This is a genomic window from Butyrivibrio hungatei DSM 14810, assembly GCF_900143205.1.
Classification (GTDB): domain Bacteria; phylum Bacillota; class Clostridia; order Lachnospirales; family Lachnospiraceae; genus Butyrivibrio; species Butyrivibrio hungatei.
Window position 1 is genome coordinate 81,230 of record NZ_FRDH01000006.1, and the last position, 22,316, is coordinate 103,545.

The following is a 22,316-nucleotide window of genomic DNA, read 5'->3' on the forward strand; positions in this document are numbered from 1 at the left end:
CCATGAAATTAAAGAATCAGATTTTTGTGATCCTAGGACTGATCCTGGCATTCGTCCTATTTGATCTTTCTATTTTTAATGTTGTAACCAAAAGATATATTGATCCTCGCGGAGACGAGATGAAAAGCCGCTCAATCGAAGTTTCTGAGTACCTGCCATTTACGGAAGATTCCGGAATCGTACATGTAGATTCAAGCGTGAAGTTATCTGGCGACCTTCCTGTAATCGACGGCGCAGCTGCTCTGTATCCAATGTTCTCCGCTTTTGTAGATGCAACCTATCCGAAAGAAAGCGTTTCTTTTGACGGAACAGACTTTACAGAAGATAGTGCCCTTCAGTTTCACAACACTAGAGGCGCCTACCAAGCTGTTGTAGATGGCGACGCCGACATTATCTTCTGTGCAAAACCTTCAGAAGAGCAGCTTGCTTATGCCGAGGAAAAAGGCGTTGAGCTCAAGATGGTTCCTATCGGCTACGAAGCCTTCGTGTTCATCGTTGGCAAAGACAATCCTGTTGACGATCTGACTATAGAACAAGTTCAAGGTCTTTATACTGGAAAATATAAGAACTGGTCTGAGGTTGGCGGAGACAACCGCCTTGTGGATGCAGTTCAAAGAAATACAGGAAGCGGCAGCCAGACTGCAATGCTGTCATTTATGAACGGACAGGAGATGAAAAAGTCTGTCATGGGAGCCTTAACCGGAAGGGCAATCGGCTTTTCTTTTAGATATTATGTGGAAGGGCTCAGCGTCAATCCTGATGTCAAGATGCTCTCCCTAAACGGCGTGTATCCTAGCGAAGAGAACATCGCAAACGGCACATATCCAATCGCCAGCAACTTCTACGCAGTATATGATGCTTCTAACGAAAATGAGAACATATCTCTTTTACTGGATTTCATCCTGTCTGATGTGGGTCAGAGAATTGTAAAAGAAAGCGGCTACACACCTATGCAATAATGTAAAAAACAAAGCACTGCACATGTATAGGCATGTTGCAGTGCTTTTTATCGTTAAACATAGCTATTTTAGTTGCTTTCAGATGTTCTTAATTACTATCGAAATCTTAGAAGGCTTCCTTGAGCACTTCTTTGAGAGTTGTTGCTGAGGCCTTGAGTGCCTCTTTTTCCTGATCACTAAGCTTAATTGGAACTGCGCCCTCAACGCCATTTCGACCTACAATAGCAGGCATGCTAAGTGCGATGTCATCAATTCCAAAATCGCCATGTTGAATGCTGGAAATTGGAAGGATACTCTTTTCATCCCTGATGATTGCTTCACAGATACGCCTTACACTCATGGCAATGCCGTAGTATGTGGCGCCTTTCTTTTCTATAATACCGTAGGCGCTGTTCTTGACGTTTTCCGCTATCTTATTCATTGACTTCTCATGTTCGAAGTGGCCTCTCATCTCGCAGAAATCATTGATTGGAATTCCAGACACATTGGCACTACTCCAAGCGGCAATCTCGCTGTCACCATGCTCACCAATGATAAATGCATGCACTGAACGGCTGTCGATATCAAGGTGCTCACCCAAAAGGTATTTGAACCTTGCAGTATCAAGCACAGTTCCTGAACCAAAGACTCTGTTTTCTGGGAATCCGCTGAGCTTGGCTGCTGCGTATGTCAAGATATCTACCGGATTTGCAACTATCAGAAGAATTCCCTCTTTATTATACTTTGCTATTTCAGGAATGATGGATTTAAATATCCCAATGTTCTTTTTAACAAGATCAAGTCGTGTCTCACCTGGCTTTTGTCCCGCTCCCGCTGTCACAACTACAACCGCCGCATCCGCTGCGTCTTTGTAATCGCCAGCATAGATAGACATTGGCTTTGCAAAAGGAAGGCCGTGGCTGATATCAAGCGCTTCGCCCTCTGCCTTGTCTTTATTTACATCAATCAGCACCATCTCAGAAAAAAGACCACTCTCCATGAGAGCAAAAGCTGATGCTGAGCCAACAAACCCACAACCTACTACTGCAACTTTTCTTTCATTAAGTGACGCCATGATGTACCTCCTTTATGTGATGAACAATGTATCATGATCTCAAGATATACTCCTATTGAGATAAATCGAATTTATGTTGCTTGTAAATATAGTATATCTTTATTTTGGTTTCTCTTAAACGTTATTTAGTGACAATTTTATTCAAGTATGTTTCCGTCCCTTGAAATAGTAACTACCTGCCAAGGGATGAATTTTCCACTATTTCTAAGCGCGTTCTCTGCTGCTCTCTGAAGGCCACCGCAACATGGAACCTCCATCCTTACTACTATCACGCTCTTGATATCGTTGTACTTGATGATCTCTGTAAGCTTTTCTGTGTAATCGCCCTCATCAAGCTTTGGGCATCCGATCATTGTAACCTTGCCCTTCATGAAGTCTTCATGCATGTTGGCGTAGGCATATGCTGTGCAATCTGCAGCAATGAGGAGCTTAGCGCCATCATAGAACTCTGCCTGTGTAGGAAGGAGCTTGATCTGGCATGGCCACTGCATCAGGTGGGAGATGGGTTTCGCCACCACTGCACTGTTCTTGTCTGCAGGTATCTCTTCCATATTATGCTCAAGATCATTGTTTCCTCCAAGTTTCATGAACCTTGATCCAGGGCAGCCTCCTGCATGTCCCATCATTCCTTCATTTTCACAAATATTCATTATCTTCAATCCCTTCTTTACATCTGCCTTTCCTTCGCTGTTTGCTTTTTCTTTCATCTCCTTGCTGGCCTTAACTGCCGCCTCGTCATATTCAGGTGCTTCCCTGTTTTCAAAGGTTATGGCTCCTGTTGGGCATCCTGGAAGGCAGTCTCCAAAACCGTCGCAGAAGTTCTCTCTCACAAGCTTTGCCTTCCCGTTTATTATCTCTATTGCGCCCTCGTGGCAAGCTGTGGCGCAGATTCCGCAACCATTGCACTTTTCTTCATCGATATGAATTATCTGTCTGACCATCTCAATTCTCCATTTCTTTTTTAAACTTGTTCTGATGGCGTCAGTATAATATACTCGAATTGTAAATTATGTTGTTTAAACCACATTTTAAAAATTTATGTTTTTCCATTTTGGATTGGAACATGTCTGGAAACGGCGGTGGATCATGGATTATTCAAATTTATTAAATAGCAGATTATTTTCAGGTCTTTCATCAAAAGAGCTCTCTCAGTGCCTCGAAACTCTTGGCTCATTTGAAAGGTCTTTTCACAAAGATGAGATTCTCCTCCACGCAGGAGACAAAACTTCGATGATCGGCATGGTCATCTCCGGCAGCGTCACCATCGAAAGTAACGACGTCTGGGGCAACTGCACGGTCCTTAGTCACGTTGGAGCCGGCCAATATTTTGCTGAAACCTACGCCCTTCTTGGCGCCGTCATGCTGGTGGATGTCAGAGCCAATGAGGACTGCCGGATTCTCTTTTGCAACATCAGGAATATCCTGGATAGTAGCCAAAAGAGCTCCTCCTGGAAGGAAAAGCTCCTGCAAAACATCCTCATAATTTCGTCTCAAAAAAATCTCGCCCTCTCCGGAAGAAGCTTTTACACTTCTCCAAAGAGTTGCCGAAGTCGCCTCCTGTCCTACCTTAACGCCATCGCCCTCCAGACTGGCTCTAGGGAATTCGACATTCCCTTCAACCGCCAGCAGCTGGCTGACTACCTGAACCTAGAGCGCACCAACATGTCAAAAGAGCTGTCTCACATGCGATATGAAGGGCTCATTGAGTTTAGGAAGAGTCACTTCAAGCTCCTATAAATGCAAAAAGAGCTGCTATAAGTCTTTTCTCCACAAATTATAAGCGTTTCTACTAATATAACACGTGCTGGTAGGGGCATGATGCAAGGAGATGCTGGTGGTTTTGCCTGCATTAGTCAGTGCTACTTTCTTGCTGTCGATGATTTGAAGGCAATATAACATTTTTTTTACAAGTTTTTTACCCCTAAATTCATGATAAAGGGTAAAAGTTTATGAAAGAACTTTCTCGACAGAAAAACAAGCTTGAAAAAAAGGGCTAAAACAAGCCAAAAGGGTAAAGATTGATCCAAAAATTTCTGACATTACCTTCAAAATAACAACCAAAATCAAGAATTAAAACTTGATAAAAATTAATGTGACAATACAATTGTATTGATGTAAAATAGCTAAGGTTGGCTACAGGCCAAATACATGGGAGTTTTTAATGACATGTTAAAAAACGCAAGTTTACATCAGAACAATAGCTGGAAACAGATTGCCATGAACATGCTTCTGGCAGCCGTCAGCCTATTTATAAATGGATTTGGGATCTACCTTACAATTCAAGCTAACATCGGTGCAAGTCCCTGGGACGTACTTCATATCGGAATGTCCAAGAGTCTTGGAATCCTCTATGGAACAGCATCTATCATAGTTTCATTATCTATTCTTGCAATTGATATTTCATTGAGAGAGCCAATCGGAATTGCGATGTTTATTGACTCTTTTGTAGTAGGTAAGTCCGTAGACTTTTTTAACAGGATAAATCTAGTGCCAAAGTGCACTTCACCAGTTCTCGGCGTAGCTGTGATGCTCCTTGGTCTTACAATTGCAGCGTATACGCAGTACACATACATGACAGCGTCACTTGGATGCGGACCAAGAGATACACTTCTTGTGGCACTTTCAAAAAGGATCAGACAGGTTCCAATTGGTGGGCTGAGCATAGCTCTTTTAACAACTGTGACATTTGTGGGCTGGCTCCTTGGAGGACCAGTCGGCATCGGAACTTTGATCAGTGCATTTGCGACAGGTCCTATCATGCAGGTAGCATTTAAGTCAGTTAAATTCAACGCCGCTGAAGTTCACCACCAGCGAATTGACGAATCTTTCAAAACAGTTTTTACACATTCACACGCAGCTTGAGGCCGCAAGATCATCCATGCTCTCCTTACTAGACAGACCAGTGAGGAGGATATTTTTTTAGCACTTTACATTCTTCAAAAAGCATGTTATATTTCTTTCCGGTCATTTCATTTGACCGTTCTATCAAATCTAGAATCTGGGAATATTCTTCCGAACGATTCATTTTAAGTAAAAAGAGGTACATATGACGCTTACTACAATTATAAAGCAGCAGGAGGCTATTCTTAAAAAAGAAATTTCTGCGCTTCAGCGAAAAATCAAAACTATGCCTGAAGGACTTTTTGTATGCTACAAGTATAAAAACAATACCAAATGGTATCAGGAACTCAAGGATTCTTCAGGAAAAGTTACTCGTAAGTACATACCAAAAGCAGAAAAGGCCCTTGCAAAAAAGCTTGCACAAAAGACTTACTATACAAAGCTTCTTTCAGCTAAAAAGCTACAATACAAAAATGTCCAGCGCTATCTTAAACATGATAAAGCCCCATCAGCATATAAATTACTTGATGAAGCAGCAAAAATGGATGACCTGTTAGATGAAATTGTTTACAAAAGAGCTTGGGAAAAAGCTGAATATCCTCGAAATGAGGATCACAAAGAAAAGCTTCTATTCAAAACAAAGAAAGGAGATATGGTTCGTTCAAAAACAGAAGCTTATATCGCTGATACGTTGTTTGAGCTTAGCATACCTTATAGATATGAGTGTCCTATTGTCTTTGACGGAATAACACTTCATCCAGACTTTACAATTCTTCATCCCACAAAAGGAATAACCTTTATCTGGGAACATCTAGGGCTAATGGACAAGCCTTCTTACGTTCAGAATTCTCTTGGCAAGATTCCTCTTTACATATCCCAAGGCTATATGCCAGGTTATAACCTGCTTTTTTCTTATGAATCCAATAAATATCCAATAGACTATGCGCTTATTAGAGAGATGGTGCAATTCTATTTTTGTGAATAGGCAAGTTTGACGCCATTTTGAAGGCAATATGGAAGATTTTTGAATCATTCTTTACCCTTTTGGGCCATTTTAAGCCCTTTTTTCAAGCTTGATTTTCACTACGGAAAACTAATTCAAAAAAATTTACCCCTAAATAAGAATCTAGGGGTAAAAACTTGCTAAAAAAGTCGCCATATTGCCTTCAAGTCGCAAGCAACCGGGAATTCATATCAAATCTCCTTCAAGTCGCAAGCAACCGGGAATTCACATCAAATCTCCTTCATCTCCAGCACATTATCCCCGATGACAATCTTATTTCTATCCAAAAACTCCGCAAACTCAGGGATATCCTCTATCTGCTGGATAACCTGAGGAGCATGGGCATCGCAGCCCACTACAAATCTCGCACCCTTCTCAGAGGCCATCTGGAAAAAGCGGTCACTAGGATAATTCCTATGGTCAATAAAGCCATAGACATTAACTTCAAGAGGCTGATCAAGGCTGACTGCAGCATCAACAAGTCTCTCCATCTGATTCATGTAAAGCTTCTCATTGCCAACAAAATTAATAAGGTCAGGATGAGCAAGATACAGGAAAAGACCTGTCTCCATGCCCTCGATGCAATGATCAACATAACTGGCGAGCACCATCTCATCATCAGTCTGAAATCCAACATAAGCTCCATGAGGTTCATCTGGAACGTTGTGCTGTCCCTGAATGATATAATCAAGCGGATATTTCCTAAGTTCTTCCATAAGAGGATCAAAGTAATCTCTAAAATACTCGACTTCGTAACCTATAAGGATCTTGATCTGATCCTTGTATTCCTCACGAAGATCAACAAGCGTCTGAGTGTAATCTGGAAGCTCAGCCATTTTCATTCTGGTACTTGATTCATAGAATGTCTCATAGGGCTGAGGCGTGTGATCTGAAAAGCCAAGTATCTTAAAGCCCTTCTCTATAGCTCTTTCTACATATTCCCGCTCTGTTCCTACTGCATGATTGCATCTTACTGTATGCGTGTGATAATTTGCCAGCATCTCTTTTTGTCTGTCCTTTCTGTCGTGGCGACCTCCCTAGGGCTCAAAAACTCTTTATAGCCCGTACTGCTGCTTGAACTCCTCGCTGATCTCAGTGCCCTCAAGGAGCTTGTTTCCTTTTTCTATTAACTGTTCTGTAGAATATCTTCTATAGAATCCAACCTTCTTTTCATAATCTTCAACCTCAGACATTACAATAAAGGCATCATTTTGCGCATTGTAAGCCATTCCGCCATTTATAGCAGCAAGCTCGATCCAGCTCTCAAGTTCGATCATATGAGTCACCATACCAGCTTGAACAAATAGAAGATTCTTGTCTTTGTCATGATAGAACGCTGCCTGTGATGCAAATTTTGAAGCATTTTCAAGGTTTGTCTTGGCAATAAATTCGCCAGTTTCATAGTCGTAGCGGTATAGCTCTCCATTAGCATACATCACCAGTAGCTCTTTTGGTGATGTATCGTCCTGGGAAAAGACATACATTCCCTGAACTTCAACTTCGATACAGTTGATCCTCTGAAGTGAATTGCCTTCAAGATCAAATATCTCGATCATGTGATCATCAGTAGTGACTATCTTCCTGCTCTCTGGATCAATGACAGCCTTAACTGTCTCAGCCCATTCGCCACTATGTTCTATCACCTTTGTTTTTTTGTCTCTACGCTTAAGGTTCAAGATCTGGTCCACATCTCCGCCGCAGAAAACAATGTCATTTTCTTTATCAAACTCAATGACGTTTTTGGAATAACTATCAGTGTCGACGCCGTAGCCCTTAGCCACTCTTTTCTCAAGATCATAGCTATAAAGAGCTGGTCCATTAATAACGTCTCCTACATAGTAAAAGATCTCTCCGTCTCCCATAACTGCTTTGCAATCATATGTTTCATCAAAAAGAGTGGTCCTTGTAAGCTCCCCTGTAGCATTGTTAATCTCCAAAAGGTCAAATCCCTTACCAGAAGAATCTGTCAGATAGGTATAGCCATTCTCATAGCCAACAAGCTCATAACCATAGAGACTATCCTCATTGCCAATCTCAACCTGATTCATGAAACTCATAGAACTTAGATCAAAAATTGACACACTGGCTTTTCCACCATTTGATGAAAAAATAGAGAGATATTCTTCGCTGCATCCATATTCGATGTTATTATCATAAGCCAGGTATGAAGGTGAATCTTTAAAAAAACAAATATCATCATCATAAGCTTTTACAGAGTAAAAGATAAGCTCATTACTTCCCTCTTTATGAACATAAGCCCCGCGGTTGGCTATAGCTTTATCCATACCATCAGCGAAATAGTAGCTTATGATCAGCGAATCATCATTAGGCAAAAGTTCGTAAGCCGCGTCACCGTTGTTAAGGTCAATGTATCCACCATCATGGGTAAAAAACATTGGATAGCTCTCTTTTGCACTTAGCCACTGCATATTTGTGATAGGTGAATTAGTGTTGTAGGATTCTAAAAGTTCACCAGTAGTCCTGTCCCAAATGCTTATGATGTTGCCGGCATAGAACAGCACGCCGTTCACATCGTCTATAATTGTAAATTCTGAGTCATAGGCAAAAGAATTCTCGGCAAACACATCCTGCCATCGCAGTGATAAGTCATCTGCATTTATGCAGAATATTCCCAATTTATTTGTTGAAATCACATTTTTATTTTCATAACTGTAATTAGTTTCTCCCATGCCTCTTGTGGTAGCAAATACAATGGTGTCATTGCCAATCCACTTACTCTTAAGGAAATAATATCCATCAGGAAGATACCCTTCTGCAGCGCAGTCTAAGTAGGTAAGATCTCCTGTCTTCATGTCGCAGACCACAAGACAATCAGGAGCTCCTGTTTTAAAACTTGTGAAAAACGACAGCTTGGAGCCATCCTCACTGAATTGGAATCCTGCAAAAGCGATGCTCCTATAGTCATCACTTTCTGTAGGAATAGTGTAAACATCAAGAATTGTCCCTGTGTTGATATCAAGCTTGTAGAGTCCGTCAGAATCAGTAGCTACCATGACCGACCCATCCTTCATAACCTGAAATCCGTCACGGATGGTGTTCGAAATCCACTCGTCACTAAGTTTCTCATGCCTCCACATTTCAGAGCCATCAGAAGTATTTACAGCCATGACAAACTGATAGCCCGTGATCATCAGTATGTCTTTATCCAGGAATTCAATATGCTTGGCGCCATCATCAACGCTGCTGTACTCGTACACAAGCTCGTGACTGCCGTGATTCCACACCCTCACATTATTTGATGCATCAATGGCAGCACATGCAGATCCGTCAAAAGACATCTGGAAATCAGTGATCGTATCTGGCATGGTATAGTTCCATGTAGCAGTAATATTAGCTGAACCGTCATTTGCAACATAGGCCCTTGTAGCCTTGGTTATAGCCTTTTCTGCCTCGGGGATCACCGGTCTGTCAGGGGTTTTCTCATTTGGAAGCGCAGCAAGAGCAAGCCACAAAGCCTTGAGCCTCTGCTCATCATTCATGTACTTCTCAGACTCGTTTGCCAGGAACTTAGACTCATTGCTTAAGGCATTGATATAGTTTTCATTGATCCTGTGGTTGCTGTAGATCATGTAAGCACCAAAGCCTATGAAAAGAGCCATGGAAGCAGCAAAGATAGCAGTGAGCCTCTTCATCTTGTACTGGCGCTGCCTGTCCATAAGTTCGTTGTATGAACAGCCAATCATGGCTGAAACAAGCCTTGGAACTTCCGTTGCCTTAACATCTTTTCTCTGGAGTCTGTAATCGCAGGCAAGTGGCTCAACCTTCTCTGTCACAGTCCTGATCTCGCCATTTACGTCAGTGATCTGCACCTCTCTTGATAAAAGGATCTGCGGAATAACTTCATTTGGCTCTCCATCCGCAACAACTGTAAAGATGTTATCTCTTGAGTGATTCTGTAAAAAGAGCTGGATTTCCCTCTCAACCCAGGTTGAGAGACAAGTATTTTTTGAGCACAAAACGATCAGATAATCAGAATTAGCAAGAGCCTCTTCAATTGTGGCACTAAGGTCACTTGTAATAGGGAGCTCATCAGTATCTCTGAATATTCTCTCAATCTTCTTTATGCCTGTCTTTTTCTGGATCCTGGCTGGAATGTGATAGTGCTCCAGGTCTTTTTCTATCATTGCCGCAACCTTATTATCAAGGTCCGCATGCTTGTATGAAATAAAAGCGTTGTAATGTGTACTCATTTTCCCAATTTCTTTCCTTTTCCCGAAATGAGCCCTAGGGACGGAGGTTGTGGCTCACTTTCAAAAAAATGAGCCCTAACCACCGTCCCTAGGGCTCATTTTTTCCTCGTTACCAGATGATGAGTCTGTCCTCTGGTGCAAGATACATATTGTCACCTTCCTTGACATCGAAGGCTTCGTAGAACTCGTCGAACTGCTGAACCGGTACGTTAGTTCTTGAGTAGTTAAGAGGATGTGCATCCTGTGTAAGCTGGCTGAATTCATCGCTGTAGGTTGCGATAGATGCGTTCATCTGTGCGTATTTGATAAAGAACTTCTGGTAGTCGAAACCTTCTACCTTGGAAGCCATTCTAAGTGCACACTGAAGACCTGTCATATCGGCAACCATCTCTGTGTCAATGTTAGAGCCGATGAAATGGTCATCGCCAAAGGCTACGATAGTATCAAGATAGTCATCCATCTTACCAACGCGCTTCTGGAACTCTTCTTTGTCAGCTTCTGTCCACCAGTCTCTGTAGTACCCTTCAGCATCAAACTGTGCTCCATTGCTGTCAAAGGCGTGTGAGATTTCGTGTCCAACCCAGAAAGCACCGATTGAAGCATAGAGTTCTTCTACGCTCATATCACTTGAATAGAAAGGTTCACCCATCATACCGATGATCATGTTGATACTGTTATCGCTTGGATTGTAGAAGGCATTACAGTCTGTAACAGCCATTCCATCAGCCCATTTCTCATGATCAACCTTCTGTCCCATGAGTTTAATATTTTCTTCAATATTATGATTAGCAATTCTGGTGTCTGCCTCGATAAGTGAGCAGTCTGTCAGGTCGATACCTGTTGTATCGTTGAACTTGTCAGGATATGCTGCATGGATAGTGATGTTATCAAGTTTCTCGATAGCATAGTTTTTAACTTCATCTGAAGCCCATTCATTCTCGGAAAGAAGCTCTCTGTATGTGTCGATGACCATCTGACACAGCTCTGTCATCTTCTGTCTATCTTCTTCTGAACCATACTTCTCGATGTAAACGATCTGCATTGAATCAGGAAGTGAATCAATAACGCTGTCATAAGCCATCTCTTCATCACTTACTGTTCCACTCATGCCAAAATACTGGGCTACAAGCTCATTCTTTTTATCATAAGTCTCTTTATCAACACTTGTTGAGAAAGGAAGAATGTACTTAACGATCAAAAGTGACTTGATGGCTTCAATATTTTCTTCAGTGTAGATCTCATCAAGATATGAGAAGTAGTCTGGTGTTGTAACAAGGTATGGTCCGTCATATACATAACCTGACGCTGTAAGGATCTCCTTTAATGGAAATGTCTTGCTACAAGCTGAAGCATCATCAAAAGACATTTCGTTGTTGATCTTGTCATAATAATCATCAGCATACATATCGTTTGTGCTGTAGATCTTAGAAGCAAGCTTAGTCTCAAAATCAAAAGCCTGATCAAAGCACTTGTTTGCCTCATCCTCTGACATACCAAACTTCTGAGCCATGTATACAAACATGTCTTTTCTATAGCCGTAGTACATATCGCCGTAATCTGTTCTCTCAGAGTACTCAGCGGAATCACTAAGTAAAAGATCTGGTGTGTCCACAATAACGATATTGGTCTCAGGGTCGTTGAGGCCGACGCCTGCGCCGAAGTTTACAAAATTGTAGTAGTCGTAAACTGTTTCTTCATCTGTTAAAAGCTTTGTAACATCCTCAAGACTCTTTACTGCTACGATCTTGTCATAGCCTTCCTGAAGTTCTGTGACACCAAGCTTATTTCTTGACTCCCAATCAAGGATCAGGCTGTTGTATGTACGAACAAGTTCAGCATCGTGGCCTTCAATAGTCTCATCCTTTAAAAGCTCCATACACTGGTTCTTTACTTCAAGACCACGCTCTGCGTAATGGCTCCACTGTGTGTAACCATCTGGAATTTCATTTTCAAGGATCCAGTCCTTATTTGCATAAAGATGAAAATCATCCTTTGGGTCTACAACTGTATCTGCAGTTACGTTTGACTTAAGTTCTGAGTTTACCCAAGGAGTTCCTCCCTGCCCTTTTGTAGCTCCATCTTCGCTCTCATCCTCTGCTTCAGATGCAGATTCTGATGAATCCTCAGCACTTTCACTTGCTTCAAGTGATGCACCATCTCCTGCTGTCTGTGTCTCAGTCTTTGCCCCACATCCTGCCAGGAGGGAAGTCATCATGCAAGTAGTCAAAAGTACACTTAACGCTTTTTTCTTCATTTTTTCTTCTCCTCATTTTCCGAAACGCTTTTCATAACATTTTTTGTAACAATTATAGCTATTATAAATGCTAAAAAGTAAGAAGAAAATAATAAATTTATTATTCCGTATTTACAGTTTTTTTATTGTCAGGTGCTAATATGTCTTTACCACAAAATTGAAATCATTTTTTTTAGGAGATGGAGCTTATGGAAAAAATCATTTCAAAATTATTGTATGCAATATTGGCGTTAATAATGATAGCATGTGCACTGATAGTTCTTTATGCTAAAAACCCGATAATTGCGCAGTTCATAAAGAATACCGCAGATGAGATCCCAAGACCTGTCATCACTGTAAATTTAGAGGAAGGTGAAACAGAGGTCGTAATGGAATCAGCCGCAGCCAATTCTGCACGGAAGTAAATACTGTACTTTTTATCTATCTTTCAATAAAAATGAGTCCTAGGCGTCCTGCCTAGAACTCATTTATATTTTAGCCGTCACTATTTTGATCAGGGCCACCACTTGGTGGACCACTATGTTCACCGTCAACACTTGGTGGACCACTATGCTCACCATCGCCTTGTCCTGGGCCACCGCCCATTCCGCCGCCCATGGATCCCATGTCGGAAAGAGTTATTGATGAAGCATCTATCAGAGCGTCAGGATTTTCCTCCTGCTCTGCATCTGTGGAACCTATGGTTCCATCAAGCTGGCCAGAAATACTCTGACAGCGAAGCTCTACAAATGTCTTCATTGTCTCAACTGCAGTTTCGAATTCCTCTGTTGTGCAGAACTTAGTTGGGTCTTTTTCTACATATTTAGAGATCATGTTATAGGTAGACTCGATAATATCCTGCAAATATCCACTAGTATAGAACTGCTCAAGGAAATCTCCGTAGTACTCGTGGTACATCTCTGTGTACTCATCACAGGAGGTGATCCATGAGAACATTGGTCTATCATCACTATCCTCAGAAACTGAAAGAGGTGTGTCTATAGGATCATTGACCGCTCCGTCAGCATCCTGCCCCTGGAATGATCCATAAGCCAAGTTATAATCCCAAGGAATCATAGAAAGTAAGCCATCTTCCTCGTACAAGTAGTAGTTGTGGATCATGGAGCCTGTGTAGCTATCGCCGTTTACAAGGAAGTTGTGAACTACCATGTATCTCATAACTGCGTCTACATCAACAGCTTCTGCAATCTTGTCGGCATCCTGCTCCTCTATACCTTCACTTAGAGTCTTAAGAGAGTTTATAAGTCTCTTTTTATCTGACTTCTTGATGTTAGTCTTGGCGCTATCAAAAATATTTGAGTAGCTGTCAATGTCATCATCTATATATTTGAGCTTGGAGTCGTCACTGCCCATTCCACCATGTTCTTCTGAGCCCTTCCCCGGCAACTCACCTGAGCTATCACCTGGATCAAATTCCTCCGGCATATCATCATTATCACCTGGCTTTTTATCAAAACCTTCCGGCATATCATCATTATCGTCTGGCTTTTTACCAAAACCTTCCGGCATATCACTAGAGTCCACGTCATTCATGTCAAAATCTCTGCCGTTTCCTCGGCCACCGCCCATACTCAAAGTATCAGGCTTGTAGAGATTTCCGTAATTTGTTCCATTATTTCTTTCGAGGAAAGAATCCTCAACTGCTTCAACTGCAAGATATAATCCCCAGTCTTCGCCGTTAACTGTGATGTAAACATAGCTTACAAGTGGCGCATCTACGCCAAACTCACCCATAAGCTTGTATGCAATATAATCCTTCATCATGGTATAGTCTTGGATCAGGTTGTTGAGGCACAACTTATCAAGTCCGTGATATGTATTGCTGGACTCGTAGCAGTCAAATTCAATTTTGAAGCTGTATCTGTCACTATCAAGCTGTTCTACCGTCGAAAGCGACGTGTTTCCCTTACCTCTGATACCAACGTTGTAAACTGTCTCACCATCAATTGTCACGTTGGCCGCTGAGTACTCTTCAGAAGTTGCTGTTTCAAGGAAACTATCCCAGTCATCAATCTCGATGTCGATGGTATGCACGTAGCTGTCATCAAACAAAAGCTCCTCATATCCCATCTCCACCGAGTCGTCAGCTGTAATACCGATGGCAGAGCCATTCATGAAAAGAACTGTCGCAAGAACAGCGAATATAATAACAAAAATACAAACCTTATCTATAAGCTTGTGTGTGGACATAGATTTCTCCTTATCCCATGTATTCTCCGTTGTAGCTAACAAGAACTGCGTTGTTTACGCCCTTCATATCAGCAAGGTCATTTACAAAATCTGTGTTGTCTTCCTTAAGTCTTACTTCTAGGTTAAGTTCAAGGTTGCCCTTCTGAGCGCTTTTGCTCTTAACAACCATGCGGTTTACTCTCTTTTTGATATAGTTACATGCTTCTACTTCTGCCTCATGATCTACGCAATTGATCACGATGATGTAAGGCATGAGATAGCTCTTTTTATTAACAAAGATAAGTAAGATCGCTCCGATGATCACACTGCCAAATACTGCAAGAGGGATCATTCCAGCTGCAAGTACGATACCAACTGCGATTGACCAAAACAGGAACGCGATATCCAAAGGCTCTTTTATGGCAGCCCTGAAACGAACGATTGAGAGGGCACCGACCATACCAAGTGAAAGAACTACGTTGCTGGTAACAGCCAGGATTACGAGTGTTGTGATCATTGTGAGTGCTACTAAAGTTACGCCAAAGCTGGAAGAGTACATTACTCCCTGGTAGGTCTTTTTGTAGACAAAGAAGATAAACAGTCCGATTGCAAAGGCTAAAACCATGGCCAATACCATGTCTAACACACTTATGCTAGTTACATTTTCCAAAAAACTTGATTTAAAGATGTCATTAAAACTCATTTTTATTAGTCTCCTTATTTGTAATCTCTTTTAATTAAAATTCTCCGTATCCATGCTCTATTCGCGGTTGTCTGCAGGCTTCGTATTTAGAAAAAGAGCCGACTCTTGCGTGGGGCAATTGAACAGCGTCTCTGATGATCTCCGGTAAAAATTCGTCCCACTTAACTTCCATAATACAAACGCCCATAGCTGCAGGGATTGTGACGCATTCAGTATTTAAAAAGTCTGTGTTGTTAAGGCCTGTCCTGATGTTATAATCAAGTGTCACTCGGACATTACCCGGAGCATAGATGAATGGCTCTCTGGTGTAATCAACGATAACTCTTGGCTTTAGCCTGTCTGCTGTCATTTTGGAATAAAGCTCTTTTATTAGTTCATTGTCACTATGCTGCATCCACTCAATGTCGCCATCTACAATTGACTGGGCCTGAGCATCTGTAAGGTTTGCTGATATCTTTGTTCCAAGGCCGCCTACTTTACACTTCTTTTCAAGATGTATTACGGATCTGTTGCCGTTGTAATATCTGATCCTGAACTTCTGTCTTCTGCTAACGCCTGCTTGTTTTTCAACAAGTGCTTTATCTTCCGGCGTATCAAAGTACAAGCTTCTTATCAGATACTTTCCATCAATTGCATGAGTATCTGCCTGAGCCACCGCTCTTAGTCTCTGGCGGATCGCAATCATGTCTGCAGTTGTGATCTCATGCTTAAGTTCGTGCCTGTATTTCACTTTCGTCTCCCTTCTGCCTTTGCTGTAGCTCATTCTATGGGGCGAACCTAAAACCAACCTAAAAGTAAAATAAAAGAAGAATAAAAAAGTGAGCCCTAGGGACGGAGGTTAGGGCTCATTTTTGGAGCGGGAGGCTACTATGACCCGTTCTCGTTACCTGCAACACAAGTTTTATTTAATTTGCAGGTAAAGATTGTGTCTCCGAGAGGGTGTTGTGCCCCGGTTTCGTTACCCGCAACGCAAGCTTTATTTAATTTGCAGGTAAAGATTGTGTCTCCGGGAGGGTGTTGTGCCCCAGTTTCGTTACCTGCAACGCAAGCTTTATTTAATTTGCAGGTAAAGATTACGACTCCGGGAGGCTACTATGACCCGGTTTCGTTACCTGCAACGCAAGCTTTATTTAATTTGCAGGTAATCAGAGTCCAAAGGCAAGCGAGAAATAAGCATAAAAAAAAGACCCGTAACTCAGTTACAGGTCTCTTTCTTTATCTTGTCGATAAGCTCCAGGTCTGCTGGAAGCCAATCCACTGTATTCAGTTCGTCGAAGCCTAACCACTTGGCGGCTTCATGTTCTAAAAGTTTGAGTTCTCCAGAAGCAACTGTCGCCCAGAAACAATGCATGTGTAAGTGAAAAGCCTCGTAATCATAATCAACTATATCAATTAGATCATGAACAGTAATCTCAGCTCCTAGTTCCTCTCTAATCTCACGAACAAGAGCTTCCTCAGGTGTTTCTCCCTCTTCAATCTTTCCCCCAGGAAATTCCCATCCATCCTTGTACTCACCGTATCCTCGCTGAGTAGCGAATATCTTTTTCTTGTTATCATAATTGTCGCAGATAACTGCTGCTACAACATTCACTATCTTCATTATTCATTTTCCCCACAACTATCAATGATAATTCATTTGTTGACTATCGAATGTATGTTCGATATAATTGTGACCGTGCTACCTGTAGCAACGGTAGGCGGTTAGTCCTCTTCCAGAGGACTGTGACCTCTGTTTATCATAGAAATCTCGTATGAGAAATCTTTGTTGGAGGTACTTGCTTATGCCACTAACAATCAGTGACCTCATTGCAGTGCTTGCACTGTGTGCGACTTTTTTTAGTCTTGGTTACATGTTTGGTAGGCATGATTCCAAGACACAAAAATAACCGCCCCAGCCTGGACAGTTGAGCGGTTATTTGCAAACACTTAACTACGCGGGCTAACCGTCTACCGGTAGCACTCACATAAATATACTAACATTACCTATAATTGGCGTCAAATAGATTTACACGTCCCCAGTATTGTGCTAAGGTACAGTCAACTCGTTAATTTTTGCATTATATAAAGAAAGAAGCACTAAAATGAAAAGAAAATTTTTAATCCCCTTATTAACAACAATCCTAGTTCTGACTGCCTGTGGCAAAGACGCAGGTTCAGACCCTGACAATATATTTGAGTCAACAGCTGGTAGCTCAGCAGAAACATCTGCTGAAAACTCAAACAACAGTGACGCACCTGATTCCATGGCAAACGCTGAGCCTATCTCTGAAGACGAGATTAATGAGTTCAACGATTTATTTTCAACTCCAGAATACATTGGCTTTCTCAAGAAGCCTTTTAACGATCCATCTGAGCTTGATTGGGACGTAGTTCTTGAATCCGGCGGCATTATAGACACTAACATTTCTCAGGATGAGATAGACGCATTCGTCAAAGAAGAAAATCAGGAGCGTCTTTATGCAAATTTATGGCGTATTTCAAAAAAAGACCTTGATTCATACGCCAAGTCACATACAGGTGAAAGCTTTGATGCAGGAAATGACTCTTTTACCTGGAGATACCTTGAGCAATACGACTCATACTATATAGAAAAGTTTGAAATGGAAGAGCCTATCTTTTTCACTTGCGTATCTGGTGAAAAGAGTGGAAACGAATACTCTCTAAGATTCACTACTGACCAGCCTGACCATTACGGCTATAACTCTGACAGGATCATAAACCTAACAAAGGATGGCGACAGCATTATCGTAAGATCAAACTCCATACAGTGGGAAGAAAACTGTAATCCAGATCAAACCTTCGATGTAGAGCTTGTTCCTGGTGAAGGACCTGTTCGCTTTATCTCATATCCTGGAGATGCCCAAAATGGTGTAGGGATAGCGATAGTCAAAGACGGCAAGCTTATTACAAGCTTAAGCACTTACACTTCCCGCGGCGACAACTGGGGATATTTCAAGAAGCTAAACGCTGTTGGATTCTTCGACTTCAATGCTGATGGGGTAAAAGATATTGCGATGATCGGAGAGACAGACTTTGGAACAAACATAATCCTTGCAGAATCAGTGCCTGGTGGAAGTTATGAAGACTTCTATGATGTCCCAGAAAAGATTGAAGAGCAGTACGGCGATAGCGTATCTATCCCCCAGATCAAATCATTCCTTTTGGGAGACAACACAGACTGCACATTTGGTCATTACGAAGATGCTTACGAACAGATTGCTAACCTCTATCACATTGGTAGCGATGATGTAACCTTTGATCTTATATATGTGGATGATGACGACATTCCTGAACTTGTGGCAGGCAAAGATGGTTATTATGTTTCACTCTACACCTTCAAAGACGGACATGCTCACTGCTACATGCACCACTGGACCTATGGTGCCATGGGAAATGCTGGATACTACTATTCTCCACGCAAAAATGTTTTTCACAATACAAACTATGACTATGCAGGTGCCATTCAGTACGAAGCTTTCATGTCAATTCGAGAAGATGGTGAGCTTGAAGAAGATTTATGCGCCAAGTATATTTGGTTTCAGGATACTGATGGCGACGGTGCTCCTTCAGAAGACGAAGAAATGTCTGATGACTACACTGAGCCATATGGCGAATACTACACTAATTTAACCGGCAAGGACATGACAACAGAAGAGATCAAAGCTGAAATTGAACGACTTGAATCTCTCGAATTTAAAGAGGTCCACGGCAGCATAAGCTATGAAGAGCTCCTCGGCGCCTTAGGAGTCAGATGAGCCTTCTGCCACTCCATGATACTGAAGTGCCAGCATAGTAATATCATCAAACTGAGGTGCATCCTTGACGAAGTGATCAATACTCATGCGCACGTTCTTATCAATATCTTCAACAGATTTATCAAGATTTTCATTAAGAGCTGTTAGGAGCCTTTCTTCTCCGAACAGCTCTTTTCCTATATTAGTAGCTTCCGTCACGCCGTCGGTGTAGAGGAAGATCACGTCGCCTTCATACAGATTGATCTTGCCGCCCTTGAATCTAATGCCTTCAAGAGTTGCAACTGGCGGAGAATGCTTCTCTTTTACCAGTTCAAACTTGCCTGCACGCCTCTTGAGAGCTGGATACTCGTGACCAGCATTTGAATAGACCAACTCACCTGTAGATATTGTAAGGATTCCATGCCACACCGTTACAAACATCTCTAGAATATTGCCTTCGCAGAGTTGATTGTTCACATTTCCAAGAATCGTATTGGGATCTAAGTCTGTTGAATTCAGAGTCTGAGTCTTTATGATAGTCTTGGCGATCATCATGAAAAGAGCTGCCGGCACGCCTTTACCGGAAACATCAGCCATAGTGATAGCCAGATGATCATCATCAATAAGATAAAAATCGTAGAAATCCCCGCCAACCTCTTTTGCAGGAGTCATAGAGCCATAAAGGGAAAACTCCTCCCTATCCGGAAATGGTGGAAAGACTCTAGGCAGCACATTTTCCTGGATGCTCTTTGCAAGGGATAAGTCCCTGTCTGCCACAGCTTTTTCTCTGCCCTGGATCAGGTTCAGAACACCGTACATCACAAGTATCACCAGCATAATGACGCTAGCAATGATAGAAAGCCCGTAGGCCGGGGATGTTATGATAGATATCACCAGAGGTCCAAGGCCATATACAAAGAAAGCGACGATCTGATACTTCTGAAGATTTTTTCGTTCTATCACCACCACAGTAAGAGTTCCTATCATGGTGACAAAGGAATAGATCATGGACATAGGGTATAATGCGCTTCTTTGGTAGATGGATTCTGGCGTGATAGTATAGTACATTCCATTAAACTGATTTATGATGCGGAAAAAAATGGCAAGAAATAGTCCAACTCTCGCAAGAATGTCCAGTGCTTTGACACTTTTCTTATCAAGCTCTAAGTATGTTCTTGTGTACATCCAGAAAAAGAAAGCCTCAAAGGGTGCGCAACAGTAATAAAGAAAGTTATCTACATAATTAAGCCATCTGTATTTCACAACGCCGTCTACAAGCCAAGCTACTGAATCGCTAAAAACTCCCAAATAAGCGACGTTTATCAGGCACAAAAGCCACTTTAAGTTGCTGCCTGTCTTTTGTACATCAATTAGGCAGCATATGAAGAGAACGTAGCCCATGAGCATTCCAAACATATCGCATCCAATGTTCAGGATGTAGATAGGCTTTAGATTTGTCAGCCCTCTTATGTAGATCAGCTGAGCACTGATCAATATCATAAAGAAATAGACAAACGTTGCTATTATTGCTCTTCTTTTTTGTCTCTTTGAAAGTAGATTCATATCATATCCTCACTGTTAACACATTTATTCCAAGTAGATTCTGGTACTTCACTTCTTCTGCTATCTTAAATACCATTCTGATTCCGATGTTTTTTGTAATATCTTCATCTTCTGCAAGGAACTGACGCTCCCTCGGATCAAAAGCAACGCAATCATCCTTTATTCTCAGTATGATGTCGTCATTTTTGTGAACCACACGGACATCCACGGAATGTTGCCTCTTATCATTAGTAAAGCCGTGCCGCACAACATTTCCTGCCATCTCTTCCATGGAAAGTCCAGCAATATAGGATCTCTTTTTATCAACTCCTCTCCCCCTGCAGAAATTCTGGATCTTCTCGGCAACAAGAGGAACATCCTCCATCTTCTTAAGTGAAATGTCCATCCTGTCATGACTGGAAGTCCCGAATTCATCAGGCATTGCCAGAAATTCCTCCAAATGCCGCGGAATCGTTCCCTTCACCACCAGTGGATACACGCAGATCACGAAGGTCGTAACCACGCCGCTTAGGACGTAGGCTATGTACACGCTATTCATTCCAAGGCTCTTTATCAAAAGAACTGTGAACAGCGATACGCACAAAAAACCGTCAAGAACATTTAAGATATGTAGTATCACGTGCCTATCAACAGCATGGACATAGCAAATGAAATGCATGATGATAAGGCTAAAAGGCATGCTGAGTGGAACGATTCTAAATCCCCAGACAGTCATCATGTAAACTGGATCCGCAGGATCTTTGTAAAAAAGTGATGCAAAGGGCTCAGCCAAAACAATGATAAATACAGAGATTCCGCACATGATAGGGATGTATCTTCTAAACATTCCCCTCATGATATCCGTCAGCGTCTGCCTGTCGTCTTCACCTATGGCAACGCTTATGAGAAGCCTTGATACTGCGATCATTCCGGCAGGTATTGCCATGAACACAGTCAGCAGGTTATTAACCGCCGCAAATGCTGAGATTCCGATGCTTCCCACATAGGTTGTAAGAAGGCCGTTGATGATAAAGCCCCTTACTGAGTGAAATGCGCTTTCCTCTGCACTTGGAATTCCGATGAGAATAATGTCTTTTAACTCATCAAGATCAAAATCACTAAGGCTAAATCTCATGTAGGAGGCGCCGAATGCAAAGTGACTAGCTTCCAGCAGGCAGAACACCCACATTCCAAGGGACGAAGCAAGGGCTAGTCCGAAAGCTTCCATGTGGAGAACACGTACAAATATGTAATTCAAAATGAGATTTACGATGATAAAAGAAATGCTGGCTACAACAGATACTCTCTGCCTGTTTTCAAGAGATAGAAAAACAGTTAGCTGATTACCTAGTATAAAAGGAATGATGCCTATAGCCTGACCTAGAATGTATGTGTTGAAGATTGCTCTTACTGAAATATCTTTTGTAAAGATAAAAGTCAGGTCAAAGGCCGCCAGAAACAAAAGCACAGTGATGATCACCAGAGACAAAAAAACAGACAGAACGACGTCTAAGGTAAAAATGTTGTTTACCTTGTGCTGCTCATTCTGTCCCATGTATTTTCCACATAGAAATGCAGAACCACCCAAAAGGATGGTACTGCATGCTGATATTATAAGATTCAAAGGGCCGTACAAACCCACAGCACCCATGGCATCTATGCCTACAAAGTTGGCTGCAAAATAACTGGAAACTATTCCGTTGACTGTACCCACTGCTGCGAACAGGATCTGTATTGGAAGAAGCCGCATCATCAGTGAAGTGACCATCTTAGCATTAGCTTTATGTTCCTGCATTGCACCGTCCCCTCAAAATATATACATATTATAGCATTTATTTTGACGGCG

General features: G+C 41.9%; 17 protein-coding genes. 6 read left to right on the forward strand and 11 right to left on the reverse strand.

The features are described 5' to 3' along the window. The first annotated feature begins 2 nt into the window (after nucleotides 1–2). Nucleotides 3–959, forward strand: coding sequence for a PstS family phosphate ABC transporter substrate-binding protein (locus BUA02_RS08190; protein ID WP_072702694.1), 957 nt, complete (start codon nucleotides 3–5; stop codon nucleotides 957–959). Nucleotides 960–1,065: 106 nt separating this feature from the next. On the opposite strand, the gene BUA02_RS08195 is transcribed toward BUA02_RS08190, so the two are convergent. Continuing rightward, nucleotides 1,066–2,013 carry an L-lactate dehydrogenase gene (locus BUA02_RS08195; RefSeq protein ID WP_071175176.1) on the reverse strand — a complete coding sequence of 316 codons (948 nt, stop codon included), beginning with the start codon at nucleotides 2,011–2,013 and terminating at the stop codon, nucleotides 1,066–1,068. A 137-nt stretch (nucleotides 2,014–2,150) separates the two neighbouring features. Then, complete coding sequence (locus BUA02_RS08200) at nucleotides 2,151–2,954, reverse strand: ATP-binding protein (RefSeq protein ID WP_072702697.1); 804 nt, start codon at nucleotides 2,952–2,954, stop codon at nucleotides 2,151–2,153. Between the two features lie 145 nt (nucleotides 2,955–3,099). Here BUA02_RS08200 and BUA02_RS08205 point away from each other — a divergent pair, with 145 nt between their 5' ends. The 3 genes from BUA02_RS08205 (at nucleotide 3,100) to BUA02_RS08215 (ending at nucleotide 5,839) form a co-directional block, all read left to right on the forward strand. Next, nucleotides 3,100–3,750, forward strand: coding sequence for a Crp/Fnr family transcriptional regulator (locus BUA02_RS08205; protein WP_072702700.1), 651 nt, complete (start codon nucleotides 3,100–3,102; stop codon nucleotides 3,748–3,750). 429 nt (nucleotides 3,751–4,179) lie between these two features. Beyond that, nucleotides 4,180–4,875, forward strand: coding sequence for a YczE/YyaS/YitT family protein (locus tag BUA02_RS08210; RefSeq protein ID WP_083572713.1), 696 nt, complete (start codon nucleotides 4,180–4,182; stop codon nucleotides 4,873–4,875). A 184-nt stretch (nucleotides 4,876–5,059) separates the two neighbouring features. Then, on the forward strand, nucleotides 5,060–5,839 hold the full coding sequence (locus BUA02_RS08215; RefSeq protein WP_072702703.1) for a hypothetical protein: 780 nt from the start codon (nucleotides 5,060–5,062) through the stop codon (nucleotides 5,837–5,839). Nucleotides 5,840–6,087: 248 nt separating this feature from the next. Here BUA02_RS08215 and BUA02_RS08220 read toward each other — a convergent pair whose 3' ends face one another. The 3 genes from BUA02_RS08220 to BUA02_RS08230 form a co-directional block, all read right to left on the reverse strand. Further along, entirely contained in the window at nucleotides 6,088–6,858 is a 771-nt protein-coding gene (locus BUA02_RS08220) for a histidinol-phosphatase (RefSeq protein WP_083572703.1), read from the reverse strand. A gap of 54 nt (nucleotides 6,859–6,912) precedes the next feature. Then, on the reverse strand, nucleotides 6,913–10,068 hold the full coding sequence (locus BUA02_RS08225; protein ID WP_072702706.1) for a toll/interleukin-1 receptor domain-containing protein: 3,156 nt from the start codon (nucleotides 10,066–10,068) through the stop codon (nucleotides 6,913–6,915). Nucleotides 10,069–10,177: 109 nt separating this feature from the next. After that, complete coding sequence (locus BUA02_RS08230) at nucleotides 10,178–12,322, reverse strand: M13 family metallopeptidase (RefSeq protein WP_072702708.1); 2,145 nt, start codon at nucleotides 12,320–12,322, stop codon at nucleotides 10,178–10,180. Between the two features lie 188 nt (nucleotides 12,323–12,510). Here BUA02_RS08230 and BUA02_RS08235 point away from each other — a divergent pair, with 188 nt between their 5' ends. After that, on the forward strand, nucleotides 12,511–12,726 hold the full coding sequence (locus tag BUA02_RS08235; protein WP_072702710.1) for a hypothetical protein: 216 nt from the start codon (nucleotides 12,511–12,513) through the stop codon (nucleotides 12,724–12,726). Nucleotides 12,727–12,796: 70 nt separating this feature from the next. Here BUA02_RS08235 and BUA02_RS08240 read toward each other — a convergent pair whose 3' ends face one another. The 4 genes from BUA02_RS08240 to BUA02_RS08255 form a co-directional block, all read right to left on the reverse strand. Beyond that, nucleotides 12,797–14,512 (reverse strand): CotH kinase family protein, encoded by a 1,716-nt coding sequence (locus BUA02_RS08240; protein ID WP_072702713.1) that lies wholly within the window; start codon nucleotides 14,510–14,512, stop codon nucleotides 12,797–12,799. A 10-nt stretch (nucleotides 14,513–14,522) separates the two neighbouring features. Continuing rightward, entirely contained in the window at nucleotides 14,523–15,194 is a 672-nt protein-coding gene (locus BUA02_RS08245; protein ID WP_072702715.1) for a DUF4956 domain-containing protein, read from the reverse strand. A gap of 34 nt (nucleotides 15,195–15,228) precedes the next feature. Continuing rightward, a complete protein-coding gene (locus BUA02_RS08250) occupies nucleotides 15,229–15,924 on the reverse strand; it encodes a polyphosphate polymerase domain-containing protein (protein WP_242946492.1) in 696 nt (231 codons plus the stop codon). Nucleotides 15,925–16,389: 465 nt separating this feature from the next. Beyond that, nucleotides 16,390–16,794: a (deoxy)nucleoside triphosphate pyrophosphohydrolase gene (locus BUA02_RS08255; RefSeq protein WP_072702720.1), complete on the reverse strand. Its 405-nt coding sequence runs from the start codon at nucleotides 16,792–16,794 to the stop codon at nucleotides 16,390–16,392. 481 nt (nucleotides 16,795–17,275) lie between these two features. Here BUA02_RS08255 and BUA02_RS08260 point away from each other — a divergent pair, with 481 nt between their 5' ends. Further along, nucleotides 17,276–18,949: a hypothetical protein gene (locus BUA02_RS08260; RefSeq protein WP_072702723.1), complete on the forward strand. Its 1,674-nt coding sequence runs from the start codon at nucleotides 17,276–17,278 to the stop codon at nucleotides 18,947–18,949. On the opposite strand, the gene BUA02_RS08265 is transcribed toward BUA02_RS08260, so the two are convergent. Together BUA02_RS08265 and BUA02_RS08270 are read right to left on the reverse strand one after the other, a co-directional pair. After that, nucleotides 18,935–20,491: a PP2C family protein-serine/threonine phosphatase gene (locus BUA02_RS08265; protein ID WP_072702726.1), complete on the reverse strand. Its 1,557-nt coding sequence runs from the start codon at nucleotides 20,489–20,491 to the stop codon at nucleotides 18,935–18,937. The two genes, BUA02_RS08260 and BUA02_RS08265, sit on opposite strands and share 15 nt — an antisense overlap. A 1-nt stretch (nucleotide 20,492) precedes the next feature. Next, complete coding sequence (locus tag BUA02_RS08270; RefSeq protein ID WP_072702729.1) at nucleotides 20,493–22,265, reverse strand: MATE family efflux transporter; 1,773 nt, start codon at nucleotides 22,263–22,265, stop codon at nucleotides 20,493–20,495. Nucleotides 22,266–22,316 lie beyond the last annotated feature (51 nt).

Bases quoted from the DNA above. Each gene is read 5' to 3' on its own strand.
- BUA02_RS08190 (WP_072702694.1), top strand. From the start codon at position 3: ATGAAATTAAAGAATCAGATTTTTGTGATCCTAGGACTGATCCTGGCA.
- BUA02_RS08195 (WP_071175176.1), bottom strand. From the start codon at position 2,013: ATGGCGTCACTTAATGAAAGAAAAGTTGCAGTAGTAGGTTGTGGGTTT.
- BUA02_RS08200 (WP_072702697.1), bottom strand. From the start codon at position 2,954: ATGGTCAGACAGATAATTCATATCGATGAAGAAAAGTGCAATGGTTGC.
- BUA02_RS08205 (WP_072702700.1), top strand. From the start codon at position 3,100: ATGGATTATTCAAATTTATTAAATAGCAGATTATTTTCAGGTCTTTCA.
- BUA02_RS08210 (WP_083572713.1), top strand. From the start codon at position 4,180: ATGTTAAAAAACGCAAGTTTACATCAGAACAATAGCTGGAAACAGATT.
- BUA02_RS08215 (WP_072702703.1), top strand. From the start codon at position 5,060: ATGACGCTTACTACAATTATAAAGCAGCAGGAGGCTATTCTTAAAAAA.
- BUA02_RS08220 (WP_083572703.1), bottom strand. From the start codon at position 6,858: ATGCTGGCAAATTATCACACGCATACAGTAAGATGCAATCATGCAGTA.
- BUA02_RS08225 (WP_072702706.1), bottom strand. From the start codon at position 10,068: ATGAGTACACATTACAACGCTTTTATTTCATACAAGCATGCGGACCTT.
- BUA02_RS08230 (WP_072702708.1), bottom strand. From the start codon at position 12,322: ATGAAGAAAAAAGCGTTAAGTGTACTTTTGACTACTTGCATGATGACT.
- BUA02_RS08235 (WP_072702710.1), top strand. From the start codon at position 12,511: ATGGAAAAAATCATTTCAAAATTATTGTATGCAATATTGGCGTTAATA.
- BUA02_RS08240 (WP_072702713.1), bottom strand. From the start codon at position 14,512: ATGTCCACACACAAGCTTATAGATAAGGTTTGTATTTTTGTTATTATA.
- BUA02_RS08245 (WP_072702715.1), bottom strand. From the start codon at position 15,194: ATGAGTTTTAATGACATCTTTAAATCAAGTTTTTTGGAAAATGTAACT.
- BUA02_RS08255 (WP_072702720.1), bottom strand. From the start codon at position 16,794: ATGAAGATAGTGAATGTTGTAGCAGCAGTTATCTGCGACAATTATGAT.
- BUA02_RS08260 (WP_072702723.1), top strand. From the start codon at position 17,276: ATGAAAAGAAAATTTTTAATCCCCTTATTAACAACAATCCTAGTTCTG.
- BUA02_RS08265 (WP_072702726.1), bottom strand. From the start codon at position 20,491: ATGAATCTACTTTCAAAGAGACAAAAAAGAAGAGCAATAATAGCAACG.
- BUA02_RS08270 (WP_072702729.1), bottom strand. From the start codon at position 22,265: ATGCAGGAACATAAAGCTAATGCTAAGATGGTCACTTCACTGATGATG.